The following is a 23,837-nucleotide window of genomic DNA, read 5'->3' as shown; positions in this document are numbered from 1 at the left end:
GCTCATCGATGGCAAATGGAACAATCGGTTAGTTTGCGGATCTGGTATTCCTGCACCAGTTGGGCGCCCAGTTTCTCCTGATCCCCGGCCTGCCAGGTGGTGCTGAAGACCTGGTCGCGCGGCCGGACGTATTTTTCCGGATGGCGATGGCATTGCAGGCACCAGGCCATTTCCAGCGGGTTTTCGCGCCAGGTGAGTGCCATCTCCTGAATCGGGCCGTGACAGGTGACGCAGCCTACGCCCTTTTTCAGGTGGATGCTGTGGTTGAAGTAAACGAAATCGGGGAGATCATTGACCCGCACCCAGGCGATCGCGCGATCGCTGCGCCAACTCTCACGCACCGGTTCGAGAATCGGGGCGGTGGTATGAATCTGGGAGTGGCAGGTCATGCAGGTTTTGGTGGCGGGAATGCCGGCGAAAGCACTTTCTTCCACGGAGGTGTGACAGTAACGGCAGTCAATGCCGAGCTGGCCGACATGGTGGCGATGGCTGAACGCCACCGGCTGCTCGCGCACGACATTGGCCTGCGTCACGTAGGCGGAACGCTCCAGCACCAGCATCAACCACAGGAAGCCGCCCACGAAAAAAACTGCTCCGAAAATACTGACTTTGGAAAGAGTGTTCGTACTCGGGTGAAAAATCTGAGCCATCAGAATTCTCGAATCGATGATCAGGCGGAAAGCTGTTTTCAAATTGCCAGGCAAACTGCAGTCGGACACGCCTGAGCCTCGAGGGATTTATCGGGCAGATGCGACAAGTTGGCGGGAAAGCTCCCTAACCCTTCCTGGCTTGGACAAGCAAAGCGGGCTGACGCGGGCGAGCGTGCCCATCTCTGCAAGCGCACCGAAAAGCCTGATGACACATCACGTAATTGAAAACAGGTGGCAAAAATAGAAAAGATTCATCTATTGTCAAGCAATTTTCTCGTTGACGGGTAATCATCCCGGCTGCGTGTGGAGCAGGGCAGGCCTTCCTGCCTGTGGACAAGATGTTCAATGGTCACCAACTTTTCAAACGAAGCAAAAACTCTCACGCCAGGAGTTTTTCTGCAGCAATTGCCCGACAATAAACCTCCGCACCACAAAAATCACACAGACCACCGGGTTTCTCCTCGTGCTCTTGGTGGGTTGCATGATTCAAAAATCTTCGCGGTGGCAGTTCCGTCCCCTTTTTGATCTGCCACGGCATGGCCGTGGCATTCCTGCAGAGAGCATCCGCAGGGTCGCAAGAGAAGGCCACGGTCAAACCGTGGCGGAACGGTGATCCTTTGCGAAACCCCGGCGTCCTGCCGTCCTTGCGTGTTCTGGCTTTTGAATTTTATCGCTTCGAAAAAGTTGGCAGCATTGGACAAGAGCTCTGCGCTACGTCCCGACACGCAGCCCAGGCCATACGTCGTCGGTGCCGCGTGCCATCCTGTGGAGCAGGGCAGGCCATCGCGGTTACAGACGGCGGCTTCTGCCCTGCTTTCCCCGGCGACAACCGAGGAACTTGCCTGTTGGGGGCCGGCCTTTATTTGATTGTGACGCGTCCCCTTTGGATTTCAAACGCTTGCTTCAGTCGTTTTGCAACCATCCCGCGGCACGGCCCACGGCCCGGCGCCAGTTATGATAAAGCTGCCGGCGCTCGGCCTCCGGCATCGAGGGGGAAAAGCGTGTCTGTGCGCGCCAGTGCCGGCTGAGATCATCGAGATCGCGCCAGCATCCCACCGCCAGGCCCGCCAGATAAGCCGCGCCCAGCGCCGTGGTCTCGGTCACCGCCGGACGCACCACCGGCGTGGGCACAATATCCGCCTGAAACTGCATGAGCAAATCATTGCCCACAGCGCCACCATCCACCCGCAATTCCGTGAGGGTGATGCCGGCGTCTTCCTGCATGGCCTCGGCCAGGTCGCGCGACTGATAGGCAATCGCCTCCAGCGCCGCGCGCGCCAGGTGACCACGATTGGTGCCGCGGGTCAAGCCCACGATTGTGCCACGCGCCCCGGCATCCCAATACGGCGAACCCAGCCCGGCAAAAGCCGGCACGAGATAGACCCCGCCGTTGTCCTTTACTTGTGCCGCCAGGTGCTCGATCTCCGACGCTGACTTGATGATCTGCAACTCATCACGCAGCCACTGCACCACGGCGCCCGCGACAAACACCGAGCCTTCGAGCGCGTATTGCACCTGGCCGCCGCCAATCTGCCAGGCAATCGTGGTCAGCAAACCATGCTGCGAAGCAAACGCCTGTGCGCCGGTTTGCATCAGCATGAAGCAGCCGGTGCCATAAGTGTTTTTCAGCATGCCGGGTTTGAAACAGGTTTGCCCGAACAACGCGGCTTGTTGATCGCCGGCGATGCCGGCAATCGGAATCTCCGCGCCCAGCCACTCCGCCGCCGCCAGCCCAAACAGGCCGCTGCTGGGCCGCACTTTGGGCAGCAACGCCGCCGGGATGTCGAAAAGTGCCAGCAGTTCGCGATCCCAATCGCACTCATGAATGTTGAACAGCAGCGTGCGGGAGGCATTCGAGCAATCCGTCGCATGAACTTTGCCGCCGGTCAGCTTCCACAACAGCCAGGTGTCAATCGTGCCGAAGGCGAGTTCGCCCTGCCGGGCGCGCGGCCGCAGTCCGGCGACGTTGTCCAGCAGCCATTTGATTTTGGTGGCGGAGAAATAGGGATCCGCCACCAGGCCGGTGCGCCGGGAAATTTCCTGGCGCCACTTGGTGGCGCGAATCTCATCGCAGAGCGCAGCGGTGCGCCGATCCTGCCAGACGATGGCGGGATGCACGGCCTTTCCGGTCTTGCGCTCCCACAGCAGGGTGGTCTCGCGTTGATTGGTGATGCCTATCGCCGCAATGTCCTTTGCACTCAGCCCGGCTTTTTGCAATGCCGCGCGCGCAGTGGCCAGTTGCGTTTGCCAGATTTCTTCGGGGTCATGCTCCACCCAGCCAGGCTGCGGATAGTACTGCGTGAATTCCTGCTGCGACCAGGCCCGCATGTTCCCCTCCTGATCGAAGATGATACTGCGGCTGCTGGTGGTGCCCTGATCCAACGCCAGGAGGTATTTCATCGCTTCTCTCCCTGCTTGCTTCACTCGAAGAAACCTGTCGGCAATCTTTCATGACACGAGCGTGGCCTGCCGGCTTTGTGGCAAGGCTTGGCCCTTGCCGCGACCGGCGCCTGGGGAGCCACACGGCTTCTCCTGCCGGTCATTCCGCAGCCGGCTTTTCCGATCCTGACAAAAGCCGGGTGAGCACGGCCGCGTCAGTGGTCGGCAACTGGCAGGCGTAGTTTTCGCAGACGTAGGCCGTCGCCCGGCCATCGTGCATGGTCATCGCGTTCAAGACGGGCAATTTTTCGCACAAATACTCCCACCCGTCGCCGCCGGCCAGCAACAAAATCTTGTTGGGTCGAAAGCGTTGCTGCACCGCGCGCAACAGCGTGCGCGTATCCTCCGCCTGCGGATCGCCGGCGAGAATGATTTGCGCCGGTTGGTTCCGGCTGAAATCCATGGTGGCGAGCATTTGTGGCGCGGCCTGCGGAATTTTCTCCAGCCGGGTGGCAAAGCGTTGCAGGGTTTGCAGGGCGAGTTCCCACCATTGCGGTTTGTCGAGCATTTGCGCGAGACGGAGAAGGTTGGCCGCCGCCACCGCATTGCCGGAAGGTTCGGCGCCGTCATACTCGTCTTTCATGCGCAGCAGGATGCGGTCATCATCCCCGGCCGTATCGAAAAAGCCGCCGCCCGCGGCATCGTAAAAAATGCGGTTTTGCGTTTCCGTCAACTGCTCGGCCAGTTGCAACCAGGCAATTTCGAAACCGGCTTCATACAAATCCAGCAGCCCCTGCACGAAGAAGGCATAGTCCTCGAGCTGCGCCGGGTGCCTGGACTCGCCGTCCCGGTAGCGGCGTTTGAGTGTGGCGCCGGCGGGGTCAAAGTTGCGGGCGAGCACGAATGCGGCTGCCCGCTGCGCCGCTTCGAGGTAAACGCGCTCCTCCAGCACCTGATAAGCGCGGGCAAATGCCGAGATCATCAGGCCGTTCCAGGCGGTGATGATCTTGTCATCACGCAGCGGCCGCGGTCGCTGCAGACGCGCAGCGAATAATTGCGCCCGGCCGCGTGCGCGGATTTCGTTGATCGCCGTTTCCGGCAGGGCAAAATGCGCCGCCGCTTCCGCCGGCGTGCGGGCGGCATACAGCACGTTGCGGTCGCGGAACTCACCGTGGGGATCACTGATCGTGTTGCCGCTGTCACTCACGCCGTAGAGATAACAGAAAATTTCGGCCTGTTTACCGCCGAGCAGGTTCACAATTTCCTGCTTGCGCCACAGATAGCATGCGCCTTCCTCCTTTTCCGCGGGATGCGCGGGATCCGGCGCGCTGTCGGCATCCTCCGCCGAATAGAAGCCGCCTTCGGGATGCGTCATGTCGCGCAGCACGTAATCCAGCACCTCGCGGGCCACCCGGGCATAAAATTCCTCCCGGGTGAGCTGATAAGCTTCCAAATAAGCGCATGCCAGTTGTGCCTGATCATACAACATTTTTTCGAAATGCGGCACGCGCCAATAGGCATCCACGGCGTAGCGGTGAAAGCCGCCGCCGAGATGGTCATAGATGCCGCCAGCCCACATACAGCGCAGTGTGTGCAGCGTCATGGCGAGCGCGCTTTTCTCCTGCGTGCGGGCATAATAGCGCAGGAGAAAATGGAACACCGCCGGCCGCGGAAATTTGGGCGCGCCGCCAAAACCGCCCAGACGTTCATCATAGCTTTGACGGAATTGTGCAAAAGCATGGCGTGCCAGGGCGGCGAAATCCACCGGCCGCGCCGCCTCTGCCGCGGCAACCTCCTGCTGCATGGCCTGAATGATTTGCGTGCTCGTCGCCAGCACCTGTGCGCGCTGCTCCCGCCAGACACGGCTGAGCTGCAACAAAAGCTGCGGGAAACCCGGCCGGCCATGGCGCGGCTCCGGCGGGAAATAGGTGCCGGCGTAGAACGGCTTGAGCTCCGGTGTCAGCCACGCCGAGAGCGGCCAGCCGCCGGCGCCCGTCAGGGCCTGCACCACTGCCATGTAAACACGATCGACATCCGGACGCTCCTCGCGATCGACCTTGATGCAGACGTAGTGCTCGTTCATGAGGGCCGCAATGCTGTCGTTCTCGAAGGACTCGCGCTCCATGACGTGGCACCAATGGCAGGTGGCATAGCCGATGGAGAGAAAGATGGGCTTGTTCTCGCGCCGCGCTTTGGCGAACGCCTCCTCGCCCCAGGGATACCAGTCCACCGGATTGAAGGCATGCTGCAGGAGATAGGGGCTTTTCTCATGAATCAGGCGGTTGGGTTTGCGGCCATGCGCCAGATGTTCGGCAAAGTCGGCAGCGAAAGGGTTCATGTCATCCTCGGCTAGCTGTTGAGCAACGGCAAGTGGCGGGGGCGGCAGAACCACGTGATGCAGCTTGAAATGGCTCGCGACCAGACCGGCAAGCGCGAGCACGGCAAAGGCGAAGACGACCGCGTGTCCGTTTGAAATTCTCACGAGCACCTTGCAAGAGTCCGATCGGTGAGGCAGAAACCACCCGGGCGCTCAGCCCCGAAGTTCACACACGCCCGGCAAAGCCAGCTCTTGAGGAAGCGCCCGGACGGTGGTGTTTTGGGTGCGACCCTTGTCGCCAGGGTTCCCGCAATAAACCGGCCGTCCCTTCGCGAGCATTACGTTTCCCCAGGTCTTCGTCGTGTTGCCTCCGGCCGGGTCGAAACAGCAACACGTTGGGCAGCCGCCACGCCTCCCTGGCGCGGCGCCACAGACGGCGCATGCCAACAGGCCCGGTCAAGTTACCCGTCCAGAAAAATCTTCAGGAATTCCCCGGGCCGGGAGAAATCCTGAAACAAATGATCAGGCTCCGCGGCGCGCAGTTGTTCGAGGCTGTAGTCGCCGGTGGCCACTGCGATGGCGACGACGCCATGCGGCCGGGCGCACGCGACGTCGCGCGGGGTGTCGCCAATGACATAAACGTCATGATTGCGGGGAACAAAGTGGTATCGCTCCCGCACCCGGCGCAGCGCATGCGGCACCAGCTTGTTGCGGTCGCTTTCGTCATCGCTGAAGGCACCAAACTCAAAGTACTTCCACAAATCGAAATGCTGCAGCTTGATTTCAGCCGCCTTGTACCAATTGCCGGTGAGCAGGCCGAGATGAAATTGCGGCAGGGCGCGCAAGCGTTCGAGCACTTCGGGAAAGCCCGGCATGAGGCGGCGTTGGGGCCGCGGCCGCTGCAGGTCGGCGGCGAGATGAATGAAATAGCGTTGTTTGTAGCGTTCCAGCTCCTGCTCGCGCCAGGGCAGGCCATGTTTCGCGAGCGCATCACGGAAAATCAGCGTGTCGGTGCGGCCGGAGACCACGATGCCGTCGAACGCATTGGCAATGCCGTACAGCTCTTCGAAGGCCAGGGTCATGCCGTGCATGCCCGAGCCGCCGGAATGAATGAGCGTACCGTCGATATCGAACAGAAGAATCTTCACCTCGGCTGTGACTCCTGTGTTGCCAGAAACGAGCAAGCTGTTTACCATGACACGAATGGCCAGCAATATAAGACATTGCAGGGCGAAGCAAAACGGCTTTTTGCTGCTTGCATGTGGCGGCCAAAAATGATACCATTGCTGCCGATGCTTTCACGAAAGGAATGTCATGCTCGAGCCAAAGACATTTTATCGCAAACTCGATGCCCTGCTGACTACCATTGGCCGGGAGAAATCCGGCAAGAATTTTTTGTTTACCATTTTGCGCGCCATCGAACAGAATTTCAGTGTGGATTTGCACATCAGCAACGGCCGCATCTATGAAGAAGTGGGAGATGAATTCGTCCAGGTGCGTCGCCCCGGACAGTCCAAAAGCATGCGCGGCGCGGTCCGGCTGGCCGCCGACGCCGAGGCGGTGAAACTGCTGCTCAAATACGGCAGCTACATTTATGATGATCCCGCGCTCAGCATCGACCGCGCCATCAGCCAGCAGGAGGAATACGCCATTCCCGCGGCCTTCACCGTGGGGCGCAGCCCCAACGAACGCTGGATCGTGGTGTTCGAGCTCAAGGCCGGCTGGGTGCGCGAGGAAATCGAGTTCTGCATGAATGCCGTGCGCGCGGCGTTGAATTACCGCCTGTTCTCCGATGCCGTCAAAAGCGGGCTGGAGCAGGCGGCGCACATTCAGAACAGCCTGCTGCCGCAGACCCCGCCGCACATTCAGGGCTATGAGATCGCCGGCCGTTCCCAGCCGGCGGAGCTGGTGGGCGGGGATTTGTTCGACTATTTTCCGTTCAGCAATGAAATGTTCGGCGTCAGCATTGGCGATGCCAGCGGCCACGGCCTGCCGGCCGCGCTGCTGGTGCGGGATGTGGTGACCGGCTTGCGCATGGGTTTGGAAGAGCAAATGAAAATGGTGCACACGCTCAAGAAGCTCAACCGGGTGATTCATCGCAGCACTTATTCCACCCGCTTCGTGTCGCTGTTTTATGGTGAAATCGAAAGCAATGGCCACATCATCTATGCCAATGCCGGCCATCCTTCGCCGCTGCTCATTCGCGGCACCGCGGTGACGGAACTGCGGCCCACCGGCATCATTCTGGGTGCGCTGCCCGAGCTCGCGATTCATCGTTCCCTGGCCAACTTCGAGCCGGGCGCGGTCATGGCGATGTACAGCGACGGCATCTTCGAACGCCGCAACCCCGAGGGCGAGGCGTTCGGCCTGGAACGGCTGCAGAGCTTGATCATGACCAACCAGGAAAAAAGCGCTGCCGAAATTCTCGAGACGGTGTTCAATACCGTGTTCGCATTCGGCGAAAACGCCAAGTGGGAGGACGACGCCACGCTGGTGATCATCAAACGCCTGGCGGCGTGAAATCAAACCGCTGCTGCCGCATTCCCATCTGCACGCGCGGGAAAATGGCAGCCGCGCATTCAGTCGCCGGCGCGGCGACGGTCACGAGGGGGAATGCAGAGGACTGGACAACCGCACGTTCAGGCCCTGTTGCTTTTGCGGGATCTGCGGCATTCCTTCTGCGATAACACATGACTCTGGAGAGCTTCGGGCCACGGCTGCCGGGCGCACATGCTTTTCATCGCATGGCACACGGACCGTTGCGCAGTCGGCAACACTTCAATTGCGCCTGGCCGCCCACTCGCGGATCAGGGCGATGATGTCACGGGTGTCGGTGCCCGGGCCGAAAACGCGTGCGACACCCATGCGCTCCAGCGCGGCCGCGTCATCCGGCGGGATGGTGCCGCCGGCAAGCAGGAGCACGTCGGACATGTCGTTCTTTTTCATCAGCTCCAGCACACGCGGAAACAGCGTCATATGCGCGCCGGAGAGCATCGAGATGCCGATGACTTCGACGTCCTCCTGCAGCGCGGCTTCGACGATCATCTCCGGGGTTTGATGCAGCCCGGAATAGATCACTTCGAAGCCGGCATCCCGCAGGGCGCTGGCGATGATTTTGGCGCCGCGGTCATGACCATCAAGTCCGAGCTTGCCCACCAGCACACGAATTTTGCGCTCCATGAAACGGCATGCTCCCTGTTCAAATAATGGTGTTTTCTTTTTTCCAGAATGTTTTCTTCAATGTTGTGCCCCCAACTTCCCCTCTGGCTGCCCGGTCACCGGCAGGAAGCGCCGCGGCAATCTCAAAACACCGGTTCCTCCCGCCAGGTGCCGTAGACGGCTTTGAGCTCGTTGATGATCTCGCCGAGTGTGCAGTAAGCCATGCTGCAGTCAATCAAGGCCGGCATGATGTTGCGGCCCTCCTGCGCCGCTTCTTTGAGTTTCGCCAGGGTCTGCCGCACCGCGGTGTTGTTGCGCTCGGCGCGCAACCGGGCGAGATTTTGCGCCTGCAGCTTCTCAACGCTGGGATCGATCTTGAGAATCGGGATCTCCAGCTTTTCGTCCGGCTCGACGAAGGCATTCACCCCCACGATCAGCCTTTCCTTCTTTTCAATTTCTTCCTGATAGCGCCGTGCGGCGGCCGCGATTTCACGCTGGAAGAAACCCTCCTTGATGGCGGGAATCACGCCGCCGAGCGCGTCGATCTTGCGGAAATATTCCTCCGCCTCCTGCTCCATCTGGCTGGTGAGCTGCTCGACGAAGTAGGAGCCGGCGAGCGGATCGACGGTGTTGGTCACGCCCGTTTCATACGCGATAATCTGCTGGGTGCGGAGTGCGATTTTGGCGGCGAATTCCGTGGGCAACGCCCAGGTTTCATCCAGCGAATTGGTGTGCAGTGACTGCGTGCCGCCCAGCACGCCGGCGAGCGCCTCGAAAGCGGTGCGCACGATGTTGTTCATCGGCTGCTGGCCGGTGAGGGAACAGCCCGCGGTTTGGGTGTGAAAGCGCAGCTTCCAGGAGCGTTCGTCTTTGGCGCCGTAGCGGTCACGCATGCGGCGCGCCCATATGCGGCGGGCGGCGCGAAACTTGGCGATCTCCTCGAAGAAATCGAGATGGGAATTGAAGAAGAAGGACAGGCGCGGCGCGAACTCGTCCACCGCCAGGCCGGCCTTCATCGCCGCTTCGACATAGGCAAAGCCGTCCGCCAGGGTGAAGGCGAGCTCCTGCACTGCGGTGCTGCCGGCTTCGCGAATGTGATAGCCGCTGATCGAGATGGTGTTCCATTCCGGCACATGGCGCGTGCAATACTCGATGGTGTCCACCACGATCTTCATCGAGGGCTCGGGCGGGAAGATGAACTCCTTTTGTGCGATGTACTCCTTTAAAATGTCGTTTTGCAGGGTGCCGCGCAATTTGCTCTCGGGCACGCCCTGTTTTTTGCCGACGCAAATGTAAAAGGCCAGCAACACCGCCGCCGGCGAGTTGATCGTCATCGAGGTGCTGACCTTGTCGAGCGGAATGCCGTCGAACAACACTTCCATGTCGCGCAACGAGGAAATGGCGACGCCGCAAACACCCACTTCCCCTTCGGAGAGCGGGTCATCGGAGTCGCGGCCCATGAGGGTGGGCAGATCGAAGGCAACGGACAGGCCGGTTTGGCCGTTTTCGAGCAGATATTTGAAGCGTTTGTTGGTGTCCACCGGCGTGCCGAAGCCGGCAAACTGGCGCATGGTCCACAACCGGCCACGGTGCATGTTGGCGTGAATGCCGCGCGTGTAGGGAAACTCGCCGGGAAAACCGATGTCGCGGAGCGGATCAATGTGCGCGATGTCATCGGGACCGTAGAGATCCTTGACCGGCACGCCGGAGGTGGTCATGAATTTGCCCGGCCGGTCTTTGAACTTCGACCGGGTTTCCCGCTGCCAACGTTCGCGTTCTTGCGCGTATTGCGATTTTGGGTTCGACATGACAGGCTCCGCTGCAAGGGGTTGGTGATCGCCGGAGGCGATGATGCATTTTGAACGGATGCAGGGCAAGGCGGCGCGCTTCCCGGGTCAGGCGCGGCTAAAATACGCCAAACCGCCGGAAAAGTCAAGGCACCGGCTTCCCCGCCTCGTTGCGGCAAAACCGCGTCGAGCGCGCCGGTTGCCTCAGCCGGCAAGCTGATAATAGACTTTCTCGGAAATCTCCGCCCAGGAGGCGACCTGCTTGCGGAACTGCTCGAAGGAAGTGTAGACCTTCCTGCTCATCGCGTCCCGTGCAATGATTTCGTCGATGACCTCGGCGGAGAGGCGGCGAAAGGAGGCGAGCACTTCGTCCGGGAATTTCTTGATGATGACATGATGCTCCTGGATGAGCTTCTGCAAATAGAGGTTGTTCCTGGCTTCGAATTCGCTCAGCATCCAGGCATTGGCGCGGGCCGCGGCAGTGCGAATGATGGCCTGCAGATCGGACGGCAGTTTTTCAAAGGCAGACTTGTTGACGGCCAGTTCCAGCACCGGACCCGGCTCATGCCAGCCGGGGTAGTAGTAGTATTTGGCGATCTTGTGCAGGCCGAGCAGATAATCGTGGTAGGGCCCCACCCATTCCGTGGCGTCGATCACGCCGCGTTCGAGATTGGTGTAGATTTCCGAACCCGGCGTCGACAAACCGTTGCCACCGGCCTGGTCGATCACTTTGCCACCCAGACCCGGAATGCGCATCTTCAAGCCCTTGAGGTCGGCGAGGGAGTTGATCTCTTTGTTGAACCAGCCGCCCATTTGCACGCCGGTGTTGCCGGCGGGCATGGGGATGAGGTTGAACGGCGCATAGGCATCCTCCCAGAGCGCCAGGCCGCCTCCGCAAAACAACCAGGCGTTCATTTGCTGGGCATTCATGCCGAACGGCACCGCGGAGAAGAAGGGCGCCGCCGGGCATTTGCCAGTCCAGTAATAGGACACGCCATGACTCATCTCTGCAATGCCCTGCCAAACCGCCTCGAACGCTTCGAACGGCGGCACCAGCTCGCCCCCGCCATAAACTTGAATCCGCAGGCGGCCCTCCGACATTTCCGCGATCCATTGTGCGATGAGATCGGCGCCTTCGCCCATCACGGGAAAATGCGGCGGCCAGGTCGTCACCATTTTCCACTCGTAGGCTTTGCGGGTATGCACAGCGGGCGCGCCGGCGGGTGATTGTGTTTCCGGCCGGGAGCGGCAGCCTGCCAGCCAGGCGCCGCCGGCCAGGGCTGCGGAGGAAGCATGCTTGAGGAAGCCGCGACGATCGACAGTTTTCATGGGAGATCCAGTCAGTAGAGTTTGGAACCACGACAAGACAGCAAAGCAGGCAGACCGGCATCGTTCAGGAAGCCGGCATAAGCAGACCGACACGTGAATGTTTGCAAGACGGTTTGTAATGCCTCCAAACATGCCGGGGCGCAGCCTTCCAGCCAGCATGGCAGGGAGCGCGGCATTTTCATGGCGAGGGCTGCGCCAGCGGACATGACAATGATTCCGGGAAAACCATCACAAGCGCAACGGTTTTCTTGAGCCGCAAAGACGCGCGGAACGCAAGGCAATACAAACCGGCCTTTCTTTTGTCATGACAATGCCGCAGCACAGGCTTGCAGCCCAATGCTGCCAACCTTTTCGAAGCGATAAGAATCCCAGATCCAAAACACGAAAAGGCGCAAAGCAGCGGGAGTTTCACAAAGGGTAACCGTTCTGCCACGGTTTGACCGTGACTTTATATTGCGATCCGGCAGATACTCTCTGCAAGGAATGCCACGGCCGAGTGGGTTTGCAAACTGTGAGAATCGTGCCACTTCTGAAGGGCTTGCCCGCCGTGCTTCATCCGGGCCCGGTTTCAGACAGTGCGGCGGAAGCAGCCGGCTTTGCCATCTCTTCCTGATACTTTTTCAGCTTGCGCCACAAGGTGGTGCGGCCGATGGCGAGCAAACGCGCGGCTTCATCATAGTTGCCCTGACAATAGTCCAGCGTTTCCAAGATGTGCCGTTTCTCGACTTCCTCCAAAGTCAACCGGCCGTTCAAGGCGGCGAGGGGCCGGCCCGCGCTTTTCCGCAGGGACTCGGGCAATTCGAGCACGTCGATTTCCTCGTCGAGCGAGAGCGCGACGGCGCGTTCGATGGCGTTCTCGAGTTCGCGCACGTTGCCCGGCCAGTCATAACTGGTGAGCCGGGCGAGCGCCGCGCTGGTGAAAGCGCGCGCCGGCCGGCGCAAACGGGTGGCAAATTTCTGCAGGAAATGACGGGCCAGCAGGGGTATATCCTCCGGCCGTTCGCGCAGCGGCGGCAACTCCAGACGAATGACGTTGAGGCGATAGAACAAATCGCTGCGGAACCGGCCCTGCTCAACCATCTCCTCCAAATCGCGATTGGTGGCGGCAATGACGCGCACGTTGAGCAGCAGGGTGTGATTGCTGCCCACGCGTTTGATCTCGCCCTCCTGCAAAAAGCGCAGAAGCTTGACCTGCAGCGCGACCGGCAGCTCGCCGATTTCATCCAGGAAGATGGTGCCGGTATGGGCCTCCTCGAACAGGCCTTTTTTGTCGCGCAGGGCGCCGGTAAAGGCACCGCGCACGTGGCCGAACAATTCACTCTCCAGCAGGTTTTCCGGAATGGCGCCGCAGTTGACCACGACGAACGGCTGGCGGGCGCGCGTGCTTTCGTCATGAATGGCGCGCGCCACCAATTCCTTGCCGGTGCCGCTCTCCCCCTGAATCAGAATGGTGATGTCGGTGCGGGCCACCCGTGCGATCAGCTCAAACACTTTTTGCATGGGCCGGCTGCTGCCCACCATCGCGCCGAAATGAAACGGTTCATCCGAATTGGCCCACGCCAGGAATTGCTCCGCCTCGCGCGCAATCCAGCCGGCGACTTTTTGCTCGATGGCGCGGCGGTCGGGCTGGCTGCGCTCCAAAATCCGATGGAGATCGGCGCGCGTGAAGTAAAAAAGATTATCCGCTTTCGCCAGCGCCTCGCCGGCCAGCTCGGCGGTGAGATCGGCGAGCAGCAGGGTGGCATGCTGCCGCTGCGTGATCAGCCGGGAGAGCAATTTGCCCTCCACCACAGACGGGGGCACGGAAAAAATCAGGATCAGATCGACGCGCGGCAGAGAGTTGCCGTTTTCGAGCGGGACGGGCACGGCTGCCGGCAGGGTCCTGCTCATGCGCATTTCCTCGCGGGCATCAGCCGCAACGAAACAGAACCGGCCGAGACCGGCCTGCTGCAGTGCCTGCGCGGTGGCAATCGCTTCGGCGGTGCTGCCGATCAGCAGAGCCTGGCGATCGCGCAATGTGCCAAAAATTTTGCCGGTGACTTCGATAATGGCAGGAGCCAGCGCCGTTGTGCCTTCATACCAGGCGGTTTCGCTGCGCACCTTTTCGGAGAGCCACAGCGCACGTTGAAACAGGCGATTGAGCAGGACCCCGACATGGCCGTTCTCCTGCGCGGTTGCGAACGCCTTGCGCAGGGCCACCGCGTGTTGCTGCTGCACATGGCCGCCGGGCATCCCTCCCAGTGCGGAACGCAGGAAATGCGCAGCCGCCTCTCCTGCCTGCAAGGCGGTGACCGGCCCGGTTGCGGCACCGGCAAGCAGAGGCTGGAGAACGGCATGGATTTTTTTCACGCCGGGTGCCGCAGCGACAGCGGTGCGGGCATTGCAGGCCAAATACAGCTCCAGCAACTCCGGGCCGCGCACCAGCAGCCATTCATCGCCACCGCACTGCTGCAACTGCCGGCCAAGCTCGGGCGCGGCTGGCGCTTCCTCGTCCGGTGTGCCAGCCGGTGTGGAAGAAAAGGGGAGATAAAAAACGTGCAGCCACATATGTTGAACGGCAAATCTGAGATGGTCGCAAACCAGGCCCGGGGAGCGCGGCCGGGCGCGAGTTGGGTGACTCAGTGAAAGCTGTGAACCCGGGTGAAGGCGAGCGACACGATCAAAAAAGAAAACATCAACCAGCCAAAGCCGAAAAGCGAAACCAGCGCCGCACGCCGGCCCTGCCATCCCGCCGACAGGCGGCTGGCCCAATGCCAGAAGTAAATCAACCAGGTCAGCCCGACCGCGAGAAACTTGGCATCCCAGGTCAGGAAATATTCGGCGATCTTGCTGGCCTCGTAGAGGCCGAGCGCGATGCCAACCGTCAAAAACACCAGACCGATGTTGATGGCACGATTGCTCAGAGATTCGAAGAAGGCGAGCGAGGGCAGCCGGCGGTAAAACAGGCCGGTGCTTTTCTTTTGCAGCTCGTGTGACAGCAACAGATAAAGCACGCTGGCGATGAAGGAAATCGCAAAGGCGGAATAGGCAAACAGCAGCACGATGACGTGGATTTCATAAACGATTTCATGCAGCAGCAGGGCCGGCAGCTCGCGGTCGAGAGCGATGCCGAAATTCGAAAACAGGTGCAGGACGATGATGATCGGCTGGATAAACATGCCCAGCGAGCGCTCGCGCAGCCGCCATTCCAGACTGAGATAGACCACGCCGAACAGCCAGGCACAGGTGGTGAGGGCTTCGAACACGCTGGTGACAGGCAAATGCCCGAGCCTCAGAGTGAGCGCCACGAGATACCCCAAATGCACGCTCACGGCCATCACCGCGAAGGGATTCAGCCCGCGGCCCGCCTGTTCCTTCGCCTGGCGAAAGGTGTAAATGTAATGGCTGGCGGCGGCCGCATAGAGAACACCCACCAGCCACTGCAACAATGGAATCATGATCACACCAGCCTTGCAAAGCCATCAAACCGCGTCGAGCAAAGGTCACCACCGTCCGGGCACAGCGGCTGCAGGATGGCTAAAGATAGGCAAATATTTCTGACTTGCAAGAATTCAAACACAAAAGCCAGCCCGTCGCCTGACAGGCTGGCTCAACAGAGGTGAAGCATACCCGGCAAAGGCCGGGGCTTCTTCACATGAATCAGCACGGCGGCTTGCGCCGATGCCTCGCTCCTACTCCCGGGTCTTTTCGACCGGCTCCATCTTGATCAGAAGCTGCAGCAAGGGCTGCTCCCGCAATTCCGCGGCATTGAGAATCTTCACGACTTCCCGGTAGCCGGGTCGCGAGATTTGCAGGATGTGGTTTTGCGTGTTGGTCAGGGTGATCTTCAGCGGCGATTGCCCATAATAGCGGTCATCCACGATCACCTCGGCACCCGCAGGGCTGGTATTGATCTGCACCGTGACGACATCGGCAGGCGCCGGTTGCGAAGCGGCGGGTGTCGCCTGCGGGGCTTGTGCCACCGGCTGGCTCGGCGCGGGTGCGATCACCTCGGGTGCCGGCCGGGTGATGATGGGTCGGGGATCAGGCTTTTCGGGCGCGGGCTCAATGATGAAAGGCCGTGGTGTCGTGACTGCAGCCTGCCCGGAGGACGCCTTTTCTTCCACGGGTTTCTTGTCCGCCAGCAACGGCTCATAACGCAGTTGGAAGCGGGCCGGGTTTTGGCGCAGCCAGCCGCGGCTGTCTTTGTCGAGCGCCACCTGCAAAACCGTGCGCTGTCCCGGCAGCACCTTCACTTCCTCATCCGTGACGATGTCAAACACTTGTTCACGCCAAAAGCCCACGACATGATACTCGGCTTTGACTTCGTAAATTCCGTGCTGCAGCCGCAACGGATAGGTATAGGTGGAAGTGAAATTCGAGAGTTTTTCGATGGGAGAGATTTCCTGGCCATTGATACGCAGCACCACAAAGTTGCGGTAGCTCCTGCCGGCATCGGCGACATTGGTGATCTTGATCAGCAAATTTTCCGGCTGCTCGCGCAATTCGCGTTCCGGCAGTTGCTGTTTGGGCTTGAGCCTGGCATAGGCGCGATCGGTGGTCAAGCGCCCGCTGGCACATCCCAACAGTCCGGCAGACCACAGCAGCGCCACGAGCGATGTCGCGAACCAGGCTGTGACAGCATGAAAGGCGTAACGGCTGGGGGCTGGCATGGTATCCTCCGATGCGTTGAAGTTTATTGTCATGCAGGCTGGCATCTCGAACCCTGGAATGGGAAACGGACATCCATTGAACAACGCACCTTCCGTCAAAGTTCACGGGAATTTTGGGCGGCTTTTTTAGCCTTCAGGCACCGTCCTGATGTGATCGCAGACGGCCGGCGGTAATGCCTCGGTGACGCGTGGGGACATGGCGCAAACATCTTGATTGCAGGCAGGGACACCGGTGCTAGGCCACACATTTTATTGCGGGATGACGGCCGGCATTCTCTGCGTATGCTGCCGCTCGGCGCTGCCGGTGTTGTTCCAGGCAAGCTGCGCCGCGGACAGTGCATGAAACGACTCGGTCACGAGAGCGGGATTGCCATCCCCTTCGCCAAGGTGAACACGCCACCGCCAAAAAGAAAATCCCCAACGGAGTGCAAAACCCCACCGAAAAGATTTTATCCTTGGAATAATCGGCTCTATGTTGATTTTTGTGGGTACTGAATGGCAAGACTTCGACCGCGGGTGCTGCACAAGAGTGTTTCCCCAGACCAGCGTTTGCCTTGTCATCGCATGCCGTAAAAATGCCGTGGCACAGGCCGCCGACCTGCAGGCAGACAAGAGGTCTGCGCGACGCTTTCATCCCGATGGGAGGCCACACAGGCATGGCAAATTACCACGAAGATGTCGTAGCGCAGGCTTCCAGTCTGCCTGCAGACAAGAGGTCTGCGCTACATTTTCATCGTGATGTCAGTGCCTGAAGGCATCACTACGAAAATTCATTTTCATTCTGATGGCTGCCGCATGCGGCATGGCAACTCACCTCAAAGACACCATTTTGGCCGCAGAGATTTTGGCGGCGTCGCTTTGTCCAGTTTGCCACTGATAAAAATCAGCGCGACACTGCGTCGATCAGCGTCCCGGCAATTGGTTCAAGGCCGCGTGCCGCGCTACGATTTGCCCACACAAATCGACATAGAACCGAAAAATCTTTGCTTTTTTGCAACGAAACAACTTCGAAGAGATTGGTGTCCCTGCCGCCCTCAGGACAGGGCATCAGCATATTTCAAGCCGGAGCCGGTGTTGAAAACCACCACCCGCTCCTGTGGTTTGATCCAGCCGGCGGCTGCAAGCATGCGCGCGGCCTCCAGCGCGGCGGCGCCTTCCGGGCAAAAGAAAATGCCGGTGGCACGCGAATAGGCGCGGGTTGCCGGGGCAATGGCATCTTCCGCCACGGCCACCGCCGTGCCATGGCTGGCGCGCAGAATGTGCAGCATGAGAAAATCCCCCACCGCGCGCGGCACCCGCAGGCCTGACGCCACCGTCGCGGCATGCGGCCACTCCGGCGCGTAATCCAGGCCTTTCTCGAATGCGCGAATGATGGGCGCGCAGCCCTGCGACTGCACCGCCACCATGCGCGGACGCCGGGCTCCGATCCAGCCCAGGCCTTCCAGCTCATCGAAGGCCTTCCACATGCCGATCAAACCGGTGCCGCCGCCGGTGGGGTAAATGATCACATCGGGAAGCTGCCAGTCGAATTGCTCGGCCAGTTCGTAGCCCATCGTCTTCTTGCCTTCCACGCGATAGGGTTCTTTCAGCGTCGAGAGATCGAACCAGCCCTGGGTGGCTTTGCCCGCCAGCACCTGCTTCGCACAATCGGTGATCAACCCCTCGACCAGCTCCAAATGCGCGCCATAGAATTCGCATTCGTGGCGGAAGGCGGCAGGCACGTCTTTGGGCATGAAGACATACGCCGGCATGCCCGCGGCCGCGGCATAAGCAGCGACGGCACTGCCGGCATTGCCGGCGGAGGGCACGGCGACTTGCTGCACCCCCAATTCCCGGGCGCGGGAAATCGCCAGAGACATGCCGCGTGCCTTGAACGAGGCGGTGGGATTCGGTGATTCGTCCTTGATCCACAAATGCGCCAGACCAAACTGGGCGGCGAGCCTCTCCACCGGCAGCAGCGGCGTCCAGCCTTCACCGAGGGAGATGCGGTGCTTGTCCTCCAACACCGGCAGCATGGGCGCGTAACGCCATAAACTGGCCGGTGCATGCAACAAATCGGCTTTCGACCAATGCCGGCGCGCGGCGGCAATGTCATAGCAGGCAAACAGCGGCGCGCCACACCCGCACAACTCGCAGCGTTCGTGCCGGTCGAAAGTTCGGTCACAACGCGTGCAGGCGAGATGGGTGAAAAAAGATCGCAAAGAATGCCTCATTGTCACTCAGCGGGCGGCAGGTGAGAGATTGTCAAAACGCTGGCCTCCCAAAAGATTTCCGTCATGGCTGGGCCGGGCCTCAGCAACTGTGGGCACGGCGGAAACTCGCAAGAGTGTACTGCAACAGCCGGACGGCGGCAGAGGCCCCGCACTTGCGAGTCTGCGATGGCGGGGCAACGGGCGTCAGGTTGGCGGCGTGAGGAGTTTGGCACGCAGCAATTCGTTGGCGAGCTGGGGATTCAGCCTGCCACGCGTGGCCTTCATTAATTGTCCCACCAAAAAACCAAAGACTCTGGTTTCACCGGCGCGATAGCGCGCAACTTCCCCGGGATGCGCCGCCAGCACCGCTGCCACGGCTTGTGCAATCTCAGCCTGATCGGAGACTTGTTCCAATCCCCGCTCCTGTACAATCGCCGCCGCGCTTTTGCCGGTCGAAAGCATTTGCTCGAACACTTCCTTGGCAGTCTTGTTGTTGATGGTGCCCTGCTCCACCAATCGAATCAGTTCAGCCAGCGCCGCGGGCGCCAGCGGGAAGGCGGTGATTGCGATTTTCTGCTCGCGCAGCACGCGCAGGACTTCACCCATCACCCAATTGGCGGCCTGCTGCACCTCCCGCACGCCGGCCGCCACCGCCTCGAAGTAATCGGCCAACTCGCGTTCCTCGGTGAGCACCTCCGCGTGCGCCCGGGAGAGCTGATACTGCGCGCGGAACCGCTCACACCGCGTCCAGGGCAGCTCCGGCAGGCTGGCCAGCACCCGCTGGCGCCAGGCAGCGTCGATGTGCAACGGCACAAGATCAGGCTCGGGGAAATAACGATAATCATGCGCCTCCTCCTTGGAGCGCATCGCCATGGTCTGGCCGCGGCCGGCATCCCACAACCGCGTCTCCTGCGCCACGGTAGCGCCACTCGTGAGAAGATCGATTTGACGACGAATCTCGACCTCGAGTGCGCGTTCGAGTTGGCGCACGGAGTTCATGTTTTTGATTTCGGTTTTGGTGCCGAGCTCCCGCTGACCGGCGGGCCGCACCGAGACGTTGGCATCGCAGCGCAGGCTGCCCTCCTCCATGTTGCCGTCGCAAATGCCGAGATAGCGCACGAGCTGGCGGATGCGCTGCAGGTAAAGCGCGGCCTCGCGTGGCGAGGAGAGATCCGGCCCGCTGACAATCTCGATCAAAGGCACGCCGCAGCGGTTGAGATCGACCAGCGTTTCCTCGGGGTCGACGAATGGCTCGGCGTGAATCAGCTTGCCGGCATCTTCCTCGAGATGAATGCGCACGATGCGCACACGCTTGCCGCCGCCTTCCTCCGGCTCGATCTCCAGCCAGCCGTGCTCACACAGCGGCTCTTCATATTGTGAGATTTGATAACCCTTGGGCAAATCGGGATAGAAATAATGCTTGCGCGCGAACAGGGAAACCGGCGCAATCGTGCAATGGGTGGCCAGCCCCATTTTGATGGCAAGCTCGACCGCCTTGCGATTGAGCACGGGCAGCACGCCGGGCAGGCCGGCGCAAACGGGCGTCACCTGGGTGTTGGGTGCCGCGCCGAATTTGGTGCTGGCGGGCGAGAACAGCTTGGATTCCGTCAGCAGTTGCGCGTGCACTTCCAGGCCAATGACAGGTTCGTAGGGCATGAGGCTGCGTCGGTGTTGAAGAGCGAAACTCGGGCGCCGGCACCAATTGCCGTTTCGCCGGTGGGGCAACATACAAAAGAAAATCGTACAGCGCAACTGCCGCGGCCTTGCCCGCGAAAACCCGGCCGGTGCAACGCACGCCGGTTGTTGCCAGCAAGCGCAATGCGACCCTGTCCGCCTCTCCGCGTCGCAGAGTGCACCGGGAGAAGCGGCTTTGCCGGAGACTTTGGGCGAAGGCCGCCAGGCGGGCTATTTCCATGATGAGAGGAAAAAAACGGGACGTCTTCGGCGAACGGGCGAATTTCGCAGTCGGCGTTGCTCCGCATTCGAAATCGGAGGAACGTTGATCAACACTTATTTCTGCAACTGCGCTCATCTGCGAAAAACTCTGTCATCCCAAACGGCGCGGTCGCGAGAGCTTATCCGGGGGGCAATGCCGTACACCCGCAGCGTCACGCTGGTCGGCAAAACGTGCTTGTGTCCCACTCTCTTTCCTGGTTATATTGCCTGCGTCGTTTTAGAACCAACGCGAGCCATCCTTCCTGCCCTTCATGGAGAAGAACATGAATTATCGTATTGAAACCGACAGCCTGGGAGAAGTACAGGTGCCGGCCGACCGGTATTATGGCGCGCAAACCGCGCGCTCGCTGCAACACTTCAAGATCGGGACGGAGCGCATGCCGCGGGAATTGATCTGGGCCTTCGGCATTCTCAAAAAGGCGGCCGCACTGGTGAATCAGGAGCTGGGCCTGCTGCCCGCGGAAAAGGCCGGGCTGATCGTGCAGGCCGCCGAGGAAGTCATTGCCGGCAAGCTCGACGATCATTTTCCGCTGGTGGTGTGGCAAACCGGCAGCGGCACGCAGACCAACATGAATGTGAATGAAGTCATCTCGAATCGTGCCATCGAAATCAGCGGCGGCAAGCTGGGCAGCAAGCAGCCGATTCATCCCAACGATGACGTCAACAAGGCGCAATCGTCCAATGACACGTTTCCCACGGCCATGCACATTGCCGCGGTGCACGAACTGCATCACCGGCTGCTGCCCGCCCTGAGGCGGCTGCGCGACACGCTGGCCGCCAAGTCCGCGGCTTTCAAGGACGTCATCAAAATCGGCCGCACGCATTTGATGGATGCCGTGCCGCTCACCCTGGGCCAGGAGTTTTCCGGCTATGTGCGGCAGCTCGATCAGGGCGTGCGCCGGATTCACGCCGTGCTGCCGGATTTGTATGAGCTGGCGCTGGGCGGCACGGCGGTGGGCACCGGCCTGAACACCCATCCGCAATTCGCGGAGAAAGCCGCCGCCAAAATCGCGGAATTGACCGGCTACCCCTTCGTGAGTGCCGCCAACAAATTCGAAGCGCTCGCCAGCCACGATGCGCTGGTGATGGCCAGCGGCGCCTTGAAAACCATCGCCTGCTCGTTGATGAAAATTGCCAACGACATCCGCTGGCTGGCCTCCGGCCCGCGCAGCGGCATCGGCGAAATCACGATTCCCGAAAACGAGCCGGGCAGCTCGATCATGCCGGGCAAGGTCAATCCCACGCAATCGGAGGCGATGACGATGGTGGCGGCGCAGGTTTTGGGCAATGATGTGACCATCAACCTCGCCGGCGCCTCCGGCAATTTCGAGTTGAACGTTTTCAAGCCGGTGATCATTTACAATCTGCTGCAGTCCATCCGGCTGCTGGCGGATGCCTGCGCGAGCTTCGAAGAACACTGTGCCGCCGGCATTGCCCCCAACCACCGCAACCTGCAAAAACATCTGGAAAATTCCCTGATGCTGGTCACCGCGCTCAATCCTTATATCGGTTACGACAATGCCGCCAGGATTGCAAAGAAGGCACACCAGGAGAACAAAACGCTGCGCGAAGCCGCTCTCGAGCTGGGTCTGTTGACCGCCGAGCAGTTTGATGCCTACGTCCGTCCGGAAAAAATGCTGGGGCCGCAGGCCTGAAGCCACAATCACCGCGAATGCTTTGGTTGCAGACCTCACTCACGGACTCTGCCATGAACGATGCCACCGCCCTCACCCGGCTTTTCCTCGAAGCAGCCCGTTTTCACCTCCTGCAGCAATATTTGCCCTGGCTGCGCGCCTGCCTGGCACAATTGCCGGAGGAGGACATCTGGTGGCGGCCCAATGCCGCCAGCAACAGCGCGGGCAATTTGCTTCTGCATTTGTGCGGCAATGTGCGGCAATGGATTCTGCACGGCATAGCCGGCCGGCCGGATGTGCGCGTGCGCGAGGCCGAGTTTGCCGCCTCCGGCCCGCTGCCCAAAGCGGAATTGCTGCAGCAGCTCGAGACCACCCTCGCCGAAGTCGACGGTGTGCTGCAACACCTCACCGCAGAGGATTTGCCGCAGCCGCGCCGCATTCAGGGCTTCGATCAAACCGTGCTGCGCGCGGTTTTTCACGTGGTCGAACATTTTTCCTATCACACCGGCCAAATCATCTATCTGACCAAGTTGCGCACCGGTGTGGATTTGAAATTTTGGAATCTTTAGGAGCTTGCCGCCATGCTGGTTCACATCAAAGAGAACTATGAAGAGCTCAGCCGCGCCGCCGCGCAAATCGTCGCGCAGTTGCTGCGCCGCAAACCGGATTGTGTGCTGGGTTTTGCCACGGGCAGCACGCCGCTGGGACTGTACAAGGAACTGATTCGCATGCACCAGAACGAAGGCCTGGACTTCTCGAAGGTCACGACTTTCAATTTGGATGAGTACGTCGGCCTGCCACCCGAGCACGACCAGAGCTATCACTACTTCATGTGGGAGAATTTGTTCAAGCACGTCAATGTCGACCGGCGCTTCGTGCACATTCCCATGGGCATGGCCGATGACATCGCGGCACATTGCGAGTGGTATGAAGAACGGATCAAAAAAGCGGGCGGTATCGATTTGCAAATCCTGGGCATCGGCGCCAACGGCCACATCGCGTTCAACGAGCCTGGCTCCTCGCTCGGCTCGCGCACCCGCATCAAAACACTCACCGGCACGACGCGCGAAGCCAATGCGCGCTTCTTCAAAAAACCGGAGGAAGTGCCCAAATTCGCGATCACGATGGGCGTGGGGACCATCATGGATGCCAGGCAGTTGCTCCTGCTCGCCAGCGGTGCGGGCAAGGCGGACGCCATTGCCGCCACCTGCGAAGGCCCCATCACTGCCGCCTGTCCCGCCTCCATCGTACAATTGCACCGCTATGCGATCGTGATCGTCGACAAGGCAGCGGCCTCGAAATTGAAAATGATCTACACGGACTGAGCCGGGTGATGCCGCCCCGCAAACAGACTGCCAGTCCGAGGGCGCTGACTTTTTTGCCGGAATTATTTCAGAACCGCGCCGCCGCAACATGCGAAGGTTGCGAGAACCCGGTCTCGTTTGGTTGGGAGGGCGACCAGCCGGCCAACCAAGTTTGATGACAACTCTTGCAACCAGGCATTGCGCTTCGCCGACATGGCGACATCGCGGTGAAAACAGGGGTTTTGTCTTTCTAAAAAATCAGCAGGCCGGGAGCCTGCGCGACAGCGTTTGCGTGGCAATGCCGTAACGCAGACATCCTGTCTGCAAACCAATGCAGGCAGGATGCCTGCGCTACAAATCTTCGCGGTCATGATAGTTTTCCCGGGTAATACTGTACCACCTGTCATGCAGCACAACAGCCAAAACGCATTTTGGCGAGGGCATGCAACAGATCACGACCCGTTGTTCAACCCATCTT

At 60.4% G+C, this 23,837-nt stretch carries 17 protein-coding genes; 4 read left to right on the top strand and 13 right to left on the bottom strand.

The features are described 5' to 3' along the window. Positions 1-2: 2 nt before the first annotated feature. The 4 genes from ONB52_03820 to ONB52_03805 all read right to left on the bottom strand — a co-directional run bounded on the left by ONB52_03820 (position 3) and on the right by ONB52_03805 (position 6,494). Positions 3-650, bottom strand: a complete 648-nt coding sequence (locus ONB52_03820; GenBank protein MDZ7415271.1) for a cytochrome c family protein — start codon at positions 648-650, stop codon at positions 3-5. Between the two features lie 903 nt (positions 651-1,553). Further along, positions 1,554-3,050 (bottom strand): glycerol kinase GlpK, encoded by a 1,497-nt coding sequence (gene glpK, locus ONB52_03815; protein ID MDZ7415270.1) that lies wholly within the window; start codon positions 3,048-3,050, stop codon positions 1,554-1,556. Between the two features lie 139 nt (positions 3,051-3,189). Further along, on the bottom strand, positions 3,190-5,511 hold the full coding sequence (locus ONB52_03810; GenBank protein MDZ7415269.1) for a thioredoxin domain-containing protein: 2,322 nt from the start codon (positions 5,509-5,511) through the stop codon (positions 3,190-3,192). Between the two features lie 296 nt (positions 5,512-5,807). Next, positions 5,808-6,494 (bottom strand): haloacid dehalogenase-like hydrolase, encoded by a 687-nt coding sequence (locus ONB52_03805; protein ID MDZ7415268.1) that lies wholly within the window; start codon positions 6,492-6,494, stop codon positions 5,808-5,810. Positions 6,495-6,660: 166 nt separating this feature from the next. On the opposite strand from ONB52_03805, the gene ONB52_03800 reads away from it, so the two are divergent. Beyond that, entirely contained in the window at positions 6,661-7,866 is a 1,206-nt protein-coding gene (locus ONB52_03800) for a PP2C family protein-serine/threonine phosphatase (protein ID MDZ7415267.1), read from the top strand. Between the two features lie 258 nt (positions 7,867-8,124). On the opposite strand, the gene ONB52_03795 is transcribed toward ONB52_03800, so the two are convergent. From ONB52_03795 to gatB, 8 genes are all read right to left on the bottom strand, one after another. Next, positions 8,125-8,526, bottom strand: a complete 402-nt coding sequence (locus ONB52_03795) for a cobalamin B12-binding domain-containing protein (protein ID MDZ7415266.1) — start codon at positions 8,524-8,526, stop codon at positions 8,125-8,127. Positions 8,527-8,648: 122 nt separating this feature from the next. After that, positions 8,649-10,313 carry a methylmalonyl-CoA mutase family protein gene (locus tag ONB52_03790; GenBank protein ID MDZ7415265.1) on the bottom strand — a complete coding sequence of 555 codons (1,665 nt, stop codon included), beginning with the start codon at positions 10,311-10,313 and terminating at the stop codon, positions 8,649-8,651. 183 nt (positions 10,314-10,496) lie between these two features. After that, positions 10,497-11,621, bottom strand: coding sequence for a TRAP transporter substrate-binding protein (locus ONB52_03785; GenBank protein ID MDZ7415264.1), 1,125 nt, complete (start codon positions 11,619-11,621; stop codon positions 10,497-10,499). A gap of 552 nt (positions 11,622-12,173) precedes the next feature. Continuing rightward, positions 12,174-14,168, bottom strand: coding sequence for a sigma 54-interacting transcriptional regulator (locus tag ONB52_03780; protein MDZ7415263.1), 1,995 nt, complete (start codon positions 14,166-14,168; stop codon positions 12,174-12,176). 71 nt (positions 14,169-14,239) lie between these two features. Further along, positions 14,240-15,058 (bottom strand): cytochrome c biogenesis protein, encoded by an 819-nt coding sequence (locus ONB52_03775; GenBank protein ID MDZ7415262.1) that lies wholly within the window; start codon positions 15,056-15,058, stop codon positions 14,240-14,242. Between the two features lie 234 nt (positions 15,059-15,292). Further along, positions 15,293-16,273 carry a PEGA domain-containing protein gene (locus ONB52_03770; protein MDZ7415261.1) on the bottom strand — a complete coding sequence of 327 codons (981 nt, stop codon included), beginning with the start codon at positions 16,271-16,273 and terminating at the stop codon, positions 15,293-15,295. Positions 16,274-17,307: 1,034 nt separating this feature from the next. Continuing rightward, positions 17,308-18,474: a threonine synthase gene (locus ONB52_03765; GenBank protein MDZ7415260.1), complete on the bottom strand. Its 1,167-nt coding sequence runs from the start codon at positions 18,472-18,474 to the stop codon at positions 17,308-17,310. A gap of 195 nt (positions 18,475-18,669) precedes the next feature. Further along, complete coding sequence (gatB, locus tag ONB52_03760) at positions 18,670-20,121, bottom strand: Asp-tRNA(Asn)/Glu-tRNA(Gln) amidotransferase subunit GatB (GenBank protein ID MDZ7415259.1); 1,452 nt, start codon at positions 20,119-20,121, stop codon at positions 18,670-18,672. Between the two features lie 563 nt (positions 20,122-20,684). On the opposite strand from gatB, the gene fumC reads away from it, so the two are divergent. From fumC to nagB, 3 genes are read left to right on the top strand one after another with little or no spacing between them, the layout of a single operon-like run. Next, positions 20,685-22,076, top strand: coding sequence for a class II fumarate hydratase (fumC, locus tag ONB52_03755; GenBank protein MDZ7415258.1), 1,392 nt, complete (start codon positions 20,685-20,687; stop codon positions 22,074-22,076). A 53-nt stretch (positions 22,077-22,129) separates the two neighbouring features. Further along, a complete protein-coding gene (locus tag ONB52_03750; GenBank protein ID MDZ7415257.1) occupies positions 22,130-22,624 on the top strand; it encodes a DUF1572 domain-containing protein in 495 nt (164 codons plus the stop codon). A 12-nt stretch (positions 22,625-22,636) separates the two neighbouring features. Next, complete coding sequence (gene nagB / locus ONB52_03745) at positions 22,637-23,380, top strand: glucosamine-6-phosphate deaminase (GenBank protein MDZ7415256.1); 744 nt, start codon at positions 22,637-22,639, stop codon at positions 23,378-23,380. A gap of 62 nt (positions 23,381-23,442) precedes the next feature. Here nagB and ONB52_03740 read toward each other — a convergent pair whose 3' ends face one another. Continuing rightward, positions 23,443-23,730, bottom strand: a complete 288-nt coding sequence (locus ONB52_03740) for a hypothetical protein (protein ID MDZ7415255.1) — start codon at positions 23,728-23,730, stop codon at positions 23,443-23,445. Positions 23,731-23,837 lie beyond the last annotated feature (107 nt).

This window comes from candidate division KSB1 bacterium, from assembly GCA_034506255.1.
Classification (GTDB): Bacteria; Zhuqueibacterota; Zhuqueibacteria; order Zhuqueibacterales; family Zhuqueibacteraceae; genus Coneutiohabitans; species Coneutiohabitans thermophilus.
This window is presented reverse-complemented; position numbering and strand designations above follow the sequence as displayed.

Bases quoted from the DNA above. Each gene is read 5' to 3' on its own strand.
- ONB52_03795 (MDZ7415266.1), bottom strand. From the start codon at position 8,526: ATGGAGCGCAAAATTCGTGTGCTGGTGGGCAAGCTCGGACTTGATGGT.
- ONB52_03800 (MDZ7415267.1), top strand. From the start codon at position 6,661: ATGCTCGAGCCAAAGACATTTTATCGCAAACTCGATGCCCTGCTGACT.
- glpK (MDZ7415270.1), bottom strand. From the start codon at position 3,050: ATGAAATACCTCCTGGCGTTGGATCAGGGCACCACCAGCAGCCGCAGT.
- ONB52_03750 (MDZ7415257.1), top strand. From the start codon at position 22,130: ATGAACGATGCCACCGCCCTCACCCGGCTTTTCCTCGAAGCAGCCCGT.
- gatB (MDZ7415259.1), bottom strand. From the start codon at position 20,121: ATGCCCTACGAACCTGTCATTGGCCTGGAAGTGCACGCGCAACTGCTG.
- ONB52_03780 (MDZ7415263.1), bottom strand. From the start codon at position 14,168: ATGTGGCTGCACGTTTTTTATCTCCCCTTTTCTTCCACACCGGCTGGC.
- ONB52_03740 (MDZ7415255.1), bottom strand. From the start codon at position 23,730: ATGACCGCGAAGATTTGTAGCGCAGGCATCCTGCCTGCATTGGTTTGC.
- ONB52_03820 (MDZ7415271.1), bottom strand. From the start codon at position 650: ATGGCTCAGATTTTTCACCCGAGTACGAACACTCTTTCCAAAGTCAGT.
- ONB52_03770 (MDZ7415261.1), bottom strand. From the start codon at position 16,273: ATGCCAGCCCCCAGCCGTTACGCCTTTCATGCTGTCACAGCCTGGTTC.
- ONB52_03775 (MDZ7415262.1), bottom strand. From the start codon at position 15,058: ATGATTCCATTGTTGCAGTGGCTGGTGGGTGTTCTCTATGCGGCCGCC.
- nagB (MDZ7415256.1), top strand. From the start codon at position 22,637: ATGCTGGTTCACATCAAAGAGAACTATGAAGAGCTCAGCCGCGCCGCC.
- ONB52_03790 (MDZ7415265.1), bottom strand. From the start codon at position 10,313: ATGTCGAACCCAAAATCGCAATACGCGCAAGAACGCGAACGTTGGCAG.
- fumC (MDZ7415258.1), top strand. From the start codon at position 20,685: ATGAATTATCGTATTGAAACCGACAGCCTGGGAGAAGTACAGGTGCCG.
- ONB52_03785 (MDZ7415264.1), bottom strand. From the start codon at position 11,621: ATGAAAACTGTCGATCGTCGCGGCTTCCTCAAGCATGCTTCCTCCGCA.